Annotated in this window: 12 protein-coding genes and 1 pseudogene; 10 read left to right on the top strand and 3 right to left on the bottom strand. The window is 46.2% G+C overall.

The window, feature by feature from the left end; all coding sequences use genetic code 11:
* Positions 1-423 (bottom strand): S-adenosylmethionine decarboxylase (locus tag HQK80_12020; protein MBF0222932.1); only part of this gene is annotated, 423 nt, incomplete at its 3' end.
* Positions 424-941: 518 nt separating this feature from the next.
* On the opposite strand from HQK80_12020, the gene HQK80_12015 reads away from it, so the two are divergent.
* A complete protein-coding gene (locus tag HQK80_12015) occupies positions 942-2,354 on the top strand; it encodes a sigma 54-interacting transcriptional regulator (protein ID MBF0222931.1) in 1,413 nt (470 codons plus the stop codon).
* Between the two features lie 112 nt (positions 2,355-2,466).
* On the opposite strand, the gene HQK80_12010 is transcribed toward HQK80_12015, so the two are convergent.
* On the bottom strand, positions 2,467-3,186 hold the full coding sequence (locus HQK80_12010) for a hypothetical protein (GenBank protein MBF0222930.1): 720 nt from the start codon (positions 3,184-3,186) through the stop codon (positions 2,467-2,469).
* 257 nt (positions 3,187-3,443) lie between these two features.
* Here HQK80_12010 and HQK80_12005 point away from each other — a divergent pair, with 257 nt between their 5' ends.
* The 9 genes from HQK80_12005 to HQK80_11965 all read left to right on the top strand — a co-directional run bounded on the left by HQK80_12005 (position 3,444) and on the right by HQK80_11965 (position 12,345).
* Positions 3,444-3,809: a hypothetical protein gene (locus tag HQK80_12005; GenBank protein MBF0222929.1), complete on the top strand. Its 366-nt coding sequence runs from the start codon at positions 3,444-3,446 to the stop codon at positions 3,807-3,809.
* An 11-nt stretch (positions 3,810-3,820) separates the two neighbouring features.
* Entirely contained in the window at positions 3,821-4,921 is a 1,101-nt protein-coding gene (locus HQK80_12000) for a cyclic nucleotide-binding domain-containing protein (GenBank protein ID MBF0222928.1), read from the top strand.
* Between the two features lie 51 nt (positions 4,922-4,972).
* Positions 4,973-5,371, top strand: a complete 399-nt coding sequence (locus tag HQK80_11995) for a roadblock/LC7 domain-containing protein (GenBank protein MBF0222927.1) — start codon at positions 4,973-4,975, stop codon at positions 5,369-5,371.
* 104 nt (positions 5,372-5,475) lie between these two features.
* Positions 5,476-6,081, top strand: coding sequence for a GTPase domain-containing protein (locus tag HQK80_11990; GenBank protein ID MBF0222926.1), 606 nt, complete (start codon positions 5,476-5,478; stop codon positions 6,079-6,081).
* Between the two features lie 28 nt (positions 6,082-6,109).
* A complete protein-coding gene (locus HQK80_11985; protein MBF0222925.1) occupies positions 6,110-7,600 on the top strand; it encodes a hypothetical protein in 1,491 nt (496 codons plus the stop codon).
* Between the two features lie 2 nt (positions 7,601-7,602).
* Positions 7,603-7,779, top strand: coding sequence for a hypothetical protein (locus tag HQK80_11980; protein MBF0222924.1), 177 nt, complete (start codon positions 7,603-7,605; stop codon positions 7,777-7,779).
* A gap of 226 nt (positions 7,780-8,005) precedes the next feature.
* The gene (locus HQK80_11975) at positions 8,006-10,312 is read left to right on the top strand and encodes a DUF3365 domain-containing protein (GenBank protein MBF0222923.1); all 2,307 of its coding nucleotides are present in this window, start codon (positions 8,006-8,008) and stop codon (positions 10,310-10,312) included.
* A gap of 135 nt (positions 10,313-10,447) precedes the next feature.
* Complete coding sequence (locus HQK80_11970) at positions 10,448-11,137, top strand: PAS domain-containing protein (GenBank protein MBF0222922.1); 690 nt, start codon at positions 10,448-10,450, stop codon at positions 11,135-11,137.
* A gap of 83 nt (positions 11,138-11,220) precedes the next feature.
* The gene (locus HQK80_11965) at positions 11,221-12,345 is read left to right on the top strand and encodes a response regulator (protein MBF0222921.1); all 1,125 of its coding nucleotides are present in this window, start codon (positions 11,221-11,223) and stop codon (positions 12,343-12,345) included.
* Between the two features lie 89 nt (positions 12,346-12,434).
* Here the strand turns inward: HQK80_11965 and HQK80_11960 are convergent.
* Positions 12,435-12,656, bottom strand: a pseudogene (locus HQK80_11960) (hypothetical protein).
* Positions 12,657-13,163 lie beyond the last annotated feature (507 nt).

Genomic DNA, 13,163 nt, shown 5'->3' with positions numbered 1-13,163 from the left:
ACTGTGGCTTCCCCCAAAATAACTTTGAGCAAAGTTCTGAACAGTCTCTGGTAAATAGGGTTTGCAGCTGAAAACGTCAAGATAGACTGCGTTTGTATGATTTGCAAAATGACCTGAAATAAGCGACGTCTCGATGAGCTGTACCATTGAAAAACCAGCCACTCTTTCATCTTCACCGAAATGGACAATCTGGGTTTCGCCAAAGCGCTTCATCTTGATCAGGTCACAAAGTTCGATGACAAAGTATCGGATAGCCTCGGCGTCACGAATGGTGTGTGGTGTGCAGTTATAAATATCGACGGATGAGGCTATGCCCCAGGCATCTTTGGCAATTGCCTCATTCATGGCGAAAAGGCCTTCCTGGCCGGAACGTGTTGGTAATGGTTCAGGGGTGCGGATAGTTTGGGTTGTCATTGTAGTCATTGGAGTTCCTGTTTTTAGCTCGAGTTATTTGTGAATGTCGGGAGTAGCTATGTGATCAGTCATCCCGCTTTTAATAGATTTGTTTACTGCGCCTGCACAACTTTAAGAGTAGCGCCTGCATCATTTTCTAGTTTACGGTGAGCAAAACGAGTGCCACTTTGCAATAAAAAGTTAGTTACGGCTTTTAGGCCGCCGATAAAGGGGTTGCCGGACTATTCTGAGGGTGAGGTTGCTGCACTTTAGTTATTTTTTTGAGTATAATATTACTGATTATTTGACGACGCTGAGAATAAAGGCGGCCTGAGTGGGCAAAATAGAGCTGGGTAAGGTAAAAATATCAGGTTGTTACAAGATTTAGCGGGTTGAAATATCTTGAATCTATGCTTTTTAGCTGGGGATAACTCTTATTAATAAAAAACAGGAAAAATATTACTTAATAGTTTCTTTTTTACGAAGTTTTCCTGTATAAAAGAGAAAAAAAATACCTAATTTAAAAACCAGGCTGGTCGGGAGAGAAAATGCTTACACGGTTAATTCTTGCAGTTGAAAACAAAGAGCTGGAAGACCTTATAGCGAAGTCATTTAGTTATTCGGATGTGCAGGTCGAGTGTTTCGGTCAGAAAAAAAGCGCCTGGCAAAATGTAGTGCAGAGCTGCGGCGATATTATTGTGGTCAGTGAGGCAAGTATTCCCCGGCCGGTTGATTCAAGTATGGCGCTGCTTAACAATCTTCCCGAGGCACCTACAACTGTAGTGATCCACGACTTTGATTCCTCCGAGGTGCATGCCAGACTTATGGCGGCGGGCGCCGATGTCGTTATTTATTCAAGGGGGTCATCGCGGAATCTTATCGATACCATCCAGGCCACACTCGACTCTCGAATTCAGCTCGTCAAACTTGATCACCTTGTTCGAAAAAAGACTACGCAGCCTAAAATCAGCGATTTTGTCTCCTCAAGTCAGACCATGCAGATGTTTATCAACGAGGTGCAGCTGGTTGCACCAAGCGATTCGATTATTTTACTTCTTGGTGAAACCGGCGTGGGCAAAGAGCATCTTGCCAAGGCTATACACGAAGAGAGTCCCAGATCTTCCGGCCCTTTTATTGCTTTAAATACTGCGGCGCTGCCCGAGCAACTTCTGGAAAGTGAACTTTTCGGGCACACCAGCGGGGCTTTTACCGGCGCCACTCGATCGCGTCGCGGCGCTTTTGAGCTGGCTCACGGTGGAACAATTTTCCTGGATGAAATCGGTGAAATGCCTCTGCACTTGCAAACAAAGCTGCTGCGGGTACTGCAGGATTATGAGGTGAAACCTCTGGGGGGTGAAAAATCGATCTGGGTTGATGTGCGGGTTATTGCGGCGACCAATCGCGAACTTGAAAAAGAGGTTGAGCTCGGGAATTTTCGCAAAGACCTTTATTTCAGGCTTAACGTCATGGCCCTGACCATTCCGCCTTTGCGCGATCGGCGCGAGGATATCCCAACGCTTGCCAGGCGTTTTCTAACCTATTACAAATTTAGAATTGCCAAGGATATTCACCATATTTCAAAAACCGCCATGACCGCTCTTTGTAATTATGATTGGCCCGGCAATGTCAGAGAGTTGATGAATGTAATTGAACGCGCCATTCTGATCTCGAAGAGTGACCACATAACCTTAGATGATCTGCCAAGTGTATTCAATGTGGGGGGAGAACAGGCCGGAGTGCTCAGTGCCTCTATGGCCAGGGATTCGGCCTTTTGGGAAGGGAAAACGCTGCCGGAGGTTCAAAGAATTGTCTTGGAACAAGTGGAAGGGATATATTTGAGAAAGGTGCTTACTGAAACTGAGGGACGGGTCGGACGGGCGGCAAAGATCGCAGGCATCCACTCAAGAGGGCTGTACAGCAAGATGAAACAGTTGGGCATACGTAAGGAAGATTTCCGGTAACTACTCAGGACCACCGCATCTACTGCGTCGTCAGCCTGTTTACATGCGGGGTGTATAGATCACAGGCCTCTTTCTCGAAGGTCTCGCGGGCTCGCTATCTGTATATGAGGCGTTATTTGATTATCGGGGATTTCAAAGGGAAATCGTTAAGAATTGTCAGCATGCCGGCCTCGGCCAATTCAGCAGCGGTCGCCCACTTTCCGCCAAGTTTGATAAGCTCTTTGGCATTGAGAAGATTGTCGGTCAGTGATTGCTGGGTCTTGTCAATACTTTCTGCCCAAACTCTTTTTTTCTCCTTGGCTGAAACAAGATATAATGTAAGCGCGACAGAGGCTGGCTTTTCGGCAGAAAATTGATTGCCGATCCGTTCAGAATAACTCCATAAGAGTGGGACAAGTACATAGTCAACCTTCAGTTGGTCGGCGAGGGCGAGGGCATGGCTTAATAACGTATCTTTAGCTCTATTAACCGGCAATAGCTGGTTTTGTTTTGCCGTTTCATCAACTGGAAAAAGATTAGAGTCAAGACGGTTTTTGAAAATATCTTGTAAACGCTTATCAAGCTTTTCCATAAAAAACAGCGTTTCATCTCCCTCGCTTAAATCTATGCAGACTTGATCAATCGGGCACGACAATGGCGATATGTTCTGGGCCCCTAATTTTTCGATGAAGTCGCCTTTTGTAAAAGGCAGCAAGGCCATGTTCCCGAAGGAGCTGATATTTTCAGGCTCATCACTGGCCATGACAGGGTGGGTATAGAGAATCAGATTGAGGTAGAAAACGCTTAAAAAAGAGAGGGCGAACAGCCTGGACTTCGATATCTGTATTTTCATGATGCAATCCTTGTTGATGAATCCCAAGGTAGCCGATGGGATTTAGATATTTCTGTCTGATTGAATGCCCTGAGAGTGGTATACCAAAATTGATGGATTTAGCAACCTAAACAGGTAGATACCAGTTCATAAATCACTCCTTGTGAATATTTTTTGCAGAACAGGCGTTTTTGTGTATACAATAGAAAGTTAGAGATCTGCGTTTTCGCTGAGTACTTGCTTTTTTATTCATGACGAACAGTCTGGGTACGTGAAAAATGAGTGAACGAACAGTAGAGCCACTGGATTTTAATAAACTGGAAGATCGATTTTTTTGCATTGATGTTTTAACACGGGCACGATTTTCAATAAAAAACAGTGAAACTGAACTTGCAGTTGATATTGATCGAATAATCACCTCTCTTACCGCCTTTTCACAAAATCCAAGCCCTGCTCCGGTTCCAGAAATGGAAAGGCAACCGCAATCTGCGTCTAAACCGGGAGCCAGTAACGACTTAATGAATGGAGTGGACCTGACTGCCCCAAGAGATGAGCAGGCTCGGGATCGCGTCGAAATCGGGGGCGCAAACGATGATGATGGTGACGGTATAGTCGATCTGCTCACCGGAACTAAAATCAGGTAAGTTTTTACGAGATGAGCCTTCTTGAATTTAAATTCGATATAACCGAAACCCTGAAATGCCCTATCTATAAAAAGGGTGACTATTTCGAGTTGACTGGAGTGGCTGTTAAGCCTCCGGTAAAAAGGGAGATCTGTGTCTTCCCGATCAAGATTGTGGCAGATATTCTTAACTCCCTGGAGGGTAAGGCGGCTGAATCGTATGGTGAAGAGGTCATCGGCAAGGAGTTCAACTGCGGCGGCTGTACCGGTATTATCAAATTTGTCTGTTCCAAAAAAGATGACGGGTGGGTTGTGCCGCAGTTACGGATGATGAAAGAGTTGGACGCCAAGAGGGCAATGGCTGAAAACATGACGACGCTGGAAGGGCAGTTAAAAGATTTTGCCTTGTTAAGCTGGCTCGATGAAAGCAGTCTCAAGGACTTTGCAACGTGTGCTACAACCGAAACATTTGAGGTCGGGCGTACCATTCTCAAAATTGATACTCCGGGCAGGAACCTCTATCTGCTTCTCTCCGGCAAGGTTGTTCTGCTCGGCAGACATGGGGAAACAATCGGCCATCTCGGGAAAGGTGAGGTGTTCGGCGAAATGAGCCTGATGTTTGATCAGCCGGTCAATGTCACCGTGAAGGTGGTCGAAGCGGCGAATGCGCTGGTGCTTAGTGCTACTGACTTCAAACATCTACTTGTAAAATTCCCTTTTATGAAAATGGCCCTGGCCCGCTTGATGGCCAAACGACTGAGCCAATCGATTCGGCCGGTTCCCACCGGGCAGGTAACGGGTGTCCACGGGCGCCTTGCAGAGCTTTCGGCCTCAGAACTTTTTCAGATGATCCACGAAAACATGAAGAGCGGGGCGGTTGAACTTGCTCTTCCTGGGGGTACGGCCAGTGTTGATTTTATTGATGGTGAAATTGTCGATTCCAGCTATAACGTAATGAAAGGCAAGGATGCTTTTTACAATATCGTCATGGAGCAGGAGGGCTCGTTTGTTTTTACTACCTCACTACCAGCAGCTGAACCTGCAAAGCGAGCGCCAGTAGGGGGCTTTATGAGTATGTTGATGGAAGGACTTCGCCTACTCGATGAAAAAAAATCTATAGCATCTCAGGAGTAGTCAAGAGCGCCTGGATAGCTACATGCAAAGTAAACCAGAGAGTGAAACCTTATGAACTACGGCATAAATGATCCAAGTCAGATTGAAGCTATCGACACTATCTTAAAAGATAACCTGATTGATAGCGGCGTAAAATGTGCCCTGCTTATCGATACTGCCGGCAACACAATTTCCAAGTGCGATGACTCCCAAAGTAATTACGATACCACTGCATTTGCTGCCATCGCTGCAGGCAATTTTGCTACAGTTGACTCCTTGGGGAAATTAGTCGGTGAGACTGATTTTTCTCTGTTGTATCACAAGGGAGAAAAAGTAAGCATTCACTTTTCGAAAGTAAGCGATGATCTCTTGCTGCTCACAATCTTCAGCAATGAGACCTCTTTGGGGTTGCTGCGTCTTAAGGTCAAAGATGTAATTACTAAGGTCAAGTCTGTTTGTGAACTTAAATGAAAGGCCTGCTTTTAATGAAGAGTTCAGTGTCTGGCCGAAAAGACAAGCAACCCAGTGCTGTGGGTGGACAAAATTCAGCTAATTTGATCTAGAGGAGAACTGTTTTGGCATTTATCAACCCTAAAACAAAAGAAGTCCAGGTAAAGATTGTTTATTATGGTCCGGGTAGAGGTGGGAAGACAACAAATCTGGAGTATATTAACAACAAATTTCGGCACCGTATAATGAGTGACATGGTGAGTCTGAAGACCCATGGTGACCGGACCCTGTTTTTTGATTTTCTCCCGTTTGATATCGGTAAAATACAGGGCTATGATGCTCGAATTCAGCTTTATACCGTCCCCGGTCAGGTGAAATACAATGAGACCAGAAAGCTGGTTTTGAAGGGCGCCGATGGTATTGTTTTTGTTGCTGATGTCCAGCCCGAGCAAAGAAAGAAAAACATTGAGTCGCTTAATAATCTTAACGAGAATCTGGCTGCCTATAATCTTGATATCTTTAAGATTCCCATTGTCTTGCAGTACAACAAAGTTGATTTGAAGAGTTCAGGCGTTGAAGTCCTGTCAAATGAAATTATGCAGAACGATCTTAATAGCCGATTAAAGGCTCCGGCCTTTGAGACAAGTGCTTTGCAGGGGGGCAATGTCGTTCCGACCTTGAAAAAAATAATCATGTTAACCATGGCGTCACTACAAGATAAATTTAAATAACTCTGTAAAAGAGTCGACGATCAAAAAAATGGATTATGAGTTCGAAGACATAATAACTGCGGCGCAGGTAAGCGAGGATTTTGCCTTTGATTCAGGGGAGAGCTTTGATTCTGATCTCACTCTTGAGGAAATTGACACGCCAATAAAGGCACTGAAGGTGATAATTCTTTCGATTGACTGGGAGATTACACCCGAGATATTGGACAACTACCAGCAAGAGATTAAAAGGCTCGAAAATTTATGGGCGCAAGATAATATCGCCCTGGCTTTTCTGCGCATTCTCGGAGCCTTAGGCATTTACATAAAGACGTGTCAGGCCTCAGCACATCCTGATGCAGTGAAACTTCTGTATTCGGTCTACAATGGCCTGGAAAAATCGACAATTTCAAAAGAGATGACTACGGCCGCCAAGGTCGAACTGGTTCAGGCAGAGTTGCGTAAATACAATACGATCCGCGCAATCATAAAAGAGGCAAATACCGCAGCGGCACGGAAGGCGGCCAGCAAACCTGCCACCGGAGAGACGCCGGCGGCAGGCGGCAGCCTGGCTAAAGAATCGGCTTACAAAGAGGTTGCAGAGCCAGAAGAGCCGCTTTCCGGGGCGGAATCTGAAGAGATAACTCCGGCCTTGGCTGGTGTGCCAAGGCCGGCTGCGGGGGATTCCCGGCAGTGGTCATTTCAGGAGGTGGCACACGATCAGGATGTTGAGGGTTCAAGTGCAACGGTGTCGCAACTGGGAGATGAAGGTGGAGTTGTTGCGCTGCCCCAATCGAGCAGTTTGGAAGAGCCTGATGCTGATGCCAATCAGCAAGCCAATATTTTTGATGACCTGTTTGCAAGTAAGCCCAGCACACCGGCAGACGACCTGCTTTTGCAGATGCACATGCCAGCTGATAAAAAAGGGGCTGGTGCCCAAGGCGCCAAAGTAGTGGGCTCAGAAGAGGAGGTGACGGAAACTCTTACTCTTGTAGAGCAGACCGATACTGATTTTGATCGTACCGACCATGGTGAGGAGATCAGCAACAGGCTTGACTCTTTTTTCGGAGATGATGATTCAAGTGCAACGGTGTCGCAAGGGGAGGATGAAGGTGGTGTTGTGCCTCTGCCTGCCGCCCAGATGGAGGCCCCGATCGCGGAAGTTAAAAGCGCAGAGGTCGATGCTCAGCTGGCCGCCATTGCCGAGCTGAAAGAGATTGTTGAGGCCTCAGTTTCCTCTGGGCAGAGTGCTGACTACAGCAAGGCCCTGAGTGAAACCCTGGAGTTGCTGGCAGACAACAAGGTTGCCCTGATGCTTCTTGAGGCCCTTGACTCGACTCTTACCACTCTTCGCGATACCAATACCAGTATTACCGAAAATGGTGCACTGCTTCGGGCGCTATGTGATCTGGCCTCGGAAGCGATTGCCGCTTCCGGCCAGCCTGACCTCGGCACTACAGTGGCAATATTTGAAGAGATGCGAAAATATATTGCCTTGCAGGATACGGTAATCAGAGCTCTTCTTGACAACACTCAGGATTGATTATGGAAGAAAAACCGAGCCAACAGCAGATTCTGCTTTTTTGTGAAGACTGTGGCACTAAAAACTTTATCAGCCTGGACTCTAACGAAGAAAAGGGGCCGGAAATTAAATTTCGCTGCCAGGCCTGTGATTATCTGAACACAGTGTCGGCCCCCAAACTCCCTCCCAAAGCTTCTTGATTGGTTGTCCGGATTGCCCTTCTCAACTGCTTGAATATCTAGAGGTTTTGGCCGGAGTAGTTTGTGCAGGTGGCACGGGAAAAATTTATACATTACCGATTGTTTGTGATACAAGGTAATAGGGCAGTTTTTTCTGGTTTCACCCGGATTGATGCATCGCCTATAGGCAACCCGGTGAAGCTAGGGGGGGCAGGGTCGTGGAAGATTTTTGGACAGGGGTGTTTTGATGTCGAAAAAAGATGGGTCAAAGCATTTGTTTTCTTTGGTTTCAGTTAGTATTGTCATTGTCTGGGTAGCCAGTATTTGCGGATCACTCTACTGGAACCTGCATCTGGTGACGAACCAGACCGAAGCCACCGCCCTGCATGTGGCAAAAGCCTACTTTGATAAGGATTTAGCCCTTCGATTATGGGGCGCCAAGCATGGCGGTGTCTATGCCCCTGTGTCTGAAGATAACCCACCGAATCCCTATCTCTCTCATGTGCCGGAAAGGGATATTGTGACCCCGTCCGGCAAGCAGCTCACTCTTGTCAACCCTGCCTATATGATCCGTCAGATGATGGCGGAATTTTCAAATTTGACCGGGGTTGGCGGTCACCTTACCAGTTTGAAGCTGCTCAATCCGATTAACAAACCAGACCCCTGGGAAGAAAAAAAACTGAAGGTCTTTGATGAGGGCGTTAAAGAGGTTACTTCCTTTGAAGTCGTCGATGGCAAGCCGGTTTTGAGATTGATGCGACCTTTTATCACTCAAAAACCCTGCCTTAAATGTCATGGGCATCAGGGCTATGAGGTTGGCGATGTAAGAGGCGCCACCTCTATGTCCATCCCAATGGCGCCCTATCGGCTTATTGAGAGTGAGATGCGGTGGCAACTGATAGCCACCCATTTACTGATACTTGCCCTGGGCCTGTTGGGTATTGGCTGGGGCTGTTGGCTGGTAAACAGGAATATAAACCGGCATTTTGCACTGCAAGGTAAGCTTGAAAAGCAGAATGAATTTATCCACTCAATCTTTGAATCCCTCAGCCATCCGTTTTTTGTGATTGATGCGAACACCTTTGCTTTGGAAATTGCCAACTCTACAGCCCTTGGCGGCAAACTTCTGTTTGGGCAGACCTGTTACTCTCTGTCCCACCACGAAGATGAGCCCTGTTGTGGCACTCACCATCCTTGCCCCATAAATTTGATGAAAGAGACGAAGAGTTCTACGACTGTTGAACATGTGCATTTTGACGCCGACGGCAATGAACGCACTGTGGAGGTTCATTGCTTCCCGATATTGGATGAAAATGGTGAACTCAGTAAGGTGGTTGAATATGCCATTGATATTACCGAGCGTCGGGCCATGGAGAGAGACAGAGAAAATCTGCAGTGTCAGTTGCAGCAGTCCCAGAAGATGGAAGCGATCGGAACTTTAGCGGCCGGGATAGCTCATGACTTCAATAATATCCTCAGTGCGGTGATCGGCTACTCTGAGCTTGGCAAAATGAACTCTAGCGAGGGGGATAAGAGTGGCAAATATTTCGTTGAAATCAACAATGCCGGGTTACGTGCCGGGCAACTGATTAAGCAGATACTCACTTTTAGCCGTCAGGGAAATGATAGCTGTTTTCCTATTCAGATTCAATCTATTGTGAAGGAAGTGGTCAAGCTGCTAAAGGCTACAATTCCAACATCCATTGAGATTCGTTCTGAAATAGATCCTCAGTGCGAGCAGATTTTGATAATGGCTGATCAGACTCAGATACATCAGGTGTTAATGAATTTATGCACAAATGCCTATCATGAAATGCGCGAAACAGGGGGTGTGCTAACTGTCAGTCTGGCGAAGAAGGTTTTGGAGGATGGCGATGCACAACTTAATGAGTTGGACATCTGCCCAGGGCCATATTTAACACTTTCAGTGCAGGACAGTGGTCCTGGTATAGATCAAACTATTATGACAAAGATCTTTGAGCCCTTCTTTACGACCAAGAAACATGGCGAAGGAACGGGAATGGGCCTGGCTGTTGTGCATGGGATAGTTAAAAAGCATATGGGCGCCATAGCAGTAGATTCAGAGCTAGGGAAAGGAACAACCTTTACAATCTTTTTGCCGATCACCCAAAGCTCAATGGAGTCCCAACCGGTTGAGACGGTGTTTCCAATTCCCAAAGGCAGCGAGCGTATTTTGATTGTTGATGACGAAGGGCCCATTGTTGCACTCAGTAAAACCTTTTTAATGAGTTTGGGCTATGAGGTTAGCGCTACCTCAAGCAGCTTAGAGGCTCTAAGCCTTTATGAAAAAAATCCTAAGAATTTTGACCTGCTCCTCACCGACATGGCAATGCCCCATATGAGCGGGGCAGAGCTGGTGCGGAAAGTACGGGCGATTCGACCGAATTTTCCGGTGATACTGTGTACCGGATTCAGTGAGGTGATAAATCGAGAGAAAGCTCAGGCTCTCGGTATACAAGAGTTTATCATGAAACCAATAGTGCTGACCGATCTTGCCAAGTCTATTCGCAAAGTTCTGGACGGCGCAAATTGATAGCACGAGAATGCTGCTGCATGATCTATCTTTTCAGACAAGGCCCGATATCAGAGGCGCTGAGTTGTCATGAAGAGTTTAACCCCTGTTTTATGACAGTTATTTCCGATTTGTCCGGATCATGAGATGCCCGCTATGAAAAAATCTAATGGTACTGAAACAGGCCAAAGGAAAGTAACTTTGGCGCTGCAAAATTGTGAAAGGAAGTACGATGAACTCATTAAAGCGATAACTGACTACACCTACACTGTTATCATTGAAAATGGCACCGCTGTTAAAACGACTCACAGTAGCGCCTGTGCAGGGGTAACCGGATTTACCTCTGAAGAGTATACTGCTCAACCATACCTGTGGCTCGATATGATTCATGCGGAAGACCGAGATGCGGTCTTGAAGCAAACGGCTGACATCATTGCCGGCCAGGAGTCTTCGGTCATTGAACATAGGATATACCATAAAGACGGCACTATTCGCTGGGTTCAAAACACTATTGTCAGGCACTACAATGCTGACAACTGTCTCTATGGATATGATGGGTTGGTTCGGGATGTGACGGCCAGGAAGATAGTTGAAACCGAAAAAGAGATACTCATTGTAAAGCTGCAGCAGTCTTTGAAAGAGATTAAAACGTTGAGGGGAATCTTGCCCCTGTGTTCCTATTGCAAGAAAATTCGAGATTACCGGGGCTATTGGGAGCAGGTTGATGTCTATATAAAACAATATTCAGACGCAGATATCAGCCACAGTATCTGCCCGGATTGTATGAAAGAACATTATCCTGAAGAGTATGAATCGCTTGTGTTAAAGGGTAAAATAAAGGTTTGAAGGGGCTTTGCTTTGGTGGCTGTCTTTAATCTGCCAAGGAGAGTATTCGATGACATGGCACGTTTCTTTTGAGGAGTTCTGTTTTGCTAGATGAATCTATGAAAATACTGATTGTCGATGACGACGCGGGTCACCTCTCGCTGATTGAGCGATATGCCGAATCCATGGGTCTTCAATACATATCTGCCGAAAACGGAGAGGAAGCGGTTAAATTATTGACGGCAGGGGATTTCAGTGTGGTTGTGACCGATCTGGTCATGCCGAAAATGGACGGTATGGGCCTCCTTAAACACATTAAGGAAAACTATGCAACAATCGATGTGATCGTCATGACCGGCTTTAGCAGCCAATATTCATATATTGATGTTATTAAAGCTGGGGCTGCTGATTTTATCGCGAAGCCGTTTAAAAGGGATGAGTTTGTGGCAAAACTTGATCGGGTGTTCAGAGAAAGAGATCTTTTGAAAGAGTTGCGGGAGGCAAAAGAGAAAGCTGAGTCCGGCAGTAATGCCAAGACTAATTTCTTGTGTACTATAGGGCATGAACTTCGGACACCAATGAATGGTATTATGGGCTTTGCCGGACTTCTTGCTGGGGCTGATCTTCCTCCTGAACCCAAAAAATATGTTGGGATAGTGGAGAAGTCGGCAGAAAGGCTCATGAAATTGCTGAACCAGATTCTCGATTTTTCAGCAATAGAAGCTGGAAAGACCGATAGAAAACCCTGTCACTTTCAGCTAAAACCGATACTTGATAACCTTTTAACGACGGCCACGACGAGGTCGCAGGAAAAAAAACTTTCGCTAAACCTTGATGTCGATGAACAGGTATCTGAGGAGTTATTGTTCGGTGATAAGGTGGCCTTAGAGCAAATCCTCTACAATATCACGGATAATGCCATAAAGTTCACTGATTCAGGCTCCATAGAGATAAAAGTACGGAAGGTACGAGAGCTTTCTGATGGGAGAAGTGAATTTCAGTTTTCAGTTAAGGATACTGGCTGTGGTCTGGAGGTCGATAAACACGACCACATTTTTGAGCCTTTCACTCAGGCGGAAGATTACATGACCAGGCGGCATGAGGGGGTGGGTCTTGGTCTGGCAACCTGTGCAAAGTTTGTAAGTATGCTGGACGGAAAAATATGGGTGGAAAGCCGAGTTGATAAGGGGTCAACGTTTTACTTCACTGTCGCAATGGGATCTGCCTGACCTGCAATCATAAGCCCTGAAGCTGAGCCGGCCGGACGACACCCTGAAACGGGGATGAAGACGGAGATATACGATACGATTTTATACTGTCATGCTATTCCGGTAAGTGGGAGGGAAATGCTGAAGGTGCTGTCTTTTCCGACCTCACTGTCAACGTTGATTGTACCGTTGTGTTTTCGTATTATTTCGTGAGAAATGCTCAGCCCGAGGCCGGTGCCTTTTCCAACATCTTTAGTGGTAAAAAATGGCTCGAATAATTTATTGATGATTTCGGCCGGGATGCCATGTCCGGAATCTGAGACAGAAACAAAGGCATTTTTATCGTCGTGCCAGGTCTTTTTGCATCAGTCTCTCCTTGCCGCGAAAAGTTTTTTAAATTACCGACGATTGCTTTAACCCCGTTCAGTTCCCTCCATTGACTCGTTGATAAGATCATGGATGTCGCCAGCGATATAATCAATTTTTAACTTTTGTCGTAATTGAGTGAGGTCATCGGCGTTCATAGCGCCGGTAGAACTGTTGATAGAAAATCTCGGGTCAATTCACGGGCCAGAGTAGAATCATCAACAAGAAGAATCTGAAACTCCCTATTTCGCAAATAGCGCTGAATGCAATTGGCAAGTAGCTCAAGGGATTGAGGCCCCTTTAAGAGGTAAATATTCGGCTTGAGCTAAAAACAGTTAAGTAGTGCCATTTCCTCCTTAGCGGGTGTTTATCCTCAGCCCCAAAGGGGCGTAACATACTAGCCCAGGGCAACGCCCTGGGATATAGGAACATATAATAAATAGCCCTGAAAGGGCGTCACATAGGCTTAAAAC

The sequence above is a fragment of the Desulfobulbaceae bacterium genome (assembly GCA_015231515.1).
Classification (GTDB): Bacteria; Desulfobacterota; Desulfobulbia; order Desulfobulbales; family VMSU01; genus JADGBM01.
The sequence above is the reverse complement of the archived record's forward strand: the minus strand, read 5'-3'. Positions and strand labels throughout refer to the sequence as shown.

Coding starts and splice junctions, on each gene's coding strand:
- HQK80_11995 (MBF0222927.1), top strand. CDS start 4,973: ATGAACTACGGCATAAATGATCCAAGTCAGATTGAAGCTATCGACACT.
- HQK80_12015 (MBF0222931.1), top strand. CDS start 942: ATGCTTACACGGTTAATTCTTGCAGTTGAAAACAAAGAGCTGGAAGAC.
- HQK80_11980 (MBF0222924.1), top strand. CDS start 7,603: ATGGAAGAAAAACCGAGCCAACAGCAGATTCTGCTTTTTTGTGAAGAC.
- HQK80_11975 (MBF0222923.1), top strand. CDS start 8,006: ATGTCGAAAAAAGATGGGTCAAAGCATTTGTTTTCTTTGGTTTCAGTT.
- HQK80_11985 (MBF0222925.1), top strand. CDS start 6,110: ATGGATTATGAGTTCGAAGACATAATAACTGCGGCGCAGGTAAGCGAG.
- HQK80_12000 (MBF0222928.1), top strand. CDS start 3,821: ATGAGCCTTCTTGAATTTAAATTCGATATAACCGAAACCCTGAAATGC.
- HQK80_12010 (MBF0222930.1), bottom strand. CDS start 3,186: ATGAAAATACAGATATCGAAGTCCAGGCTGTTCGCCCTCTCTTTTTTA.
- HQK80_11970 (MBF0222922.1), top strand. CDS start 10,448: ATGAAAAAATCTAATGGTACTGAAACAGGCCAAAGGAAAGTAACTTTG.
- HQK80_12005 (MBF0222929.1), top strand. CDS start 3,444: ATGAGTGAACGAACAGTAGAGCCACTGGATTTTAATAAACTGGAAGAT.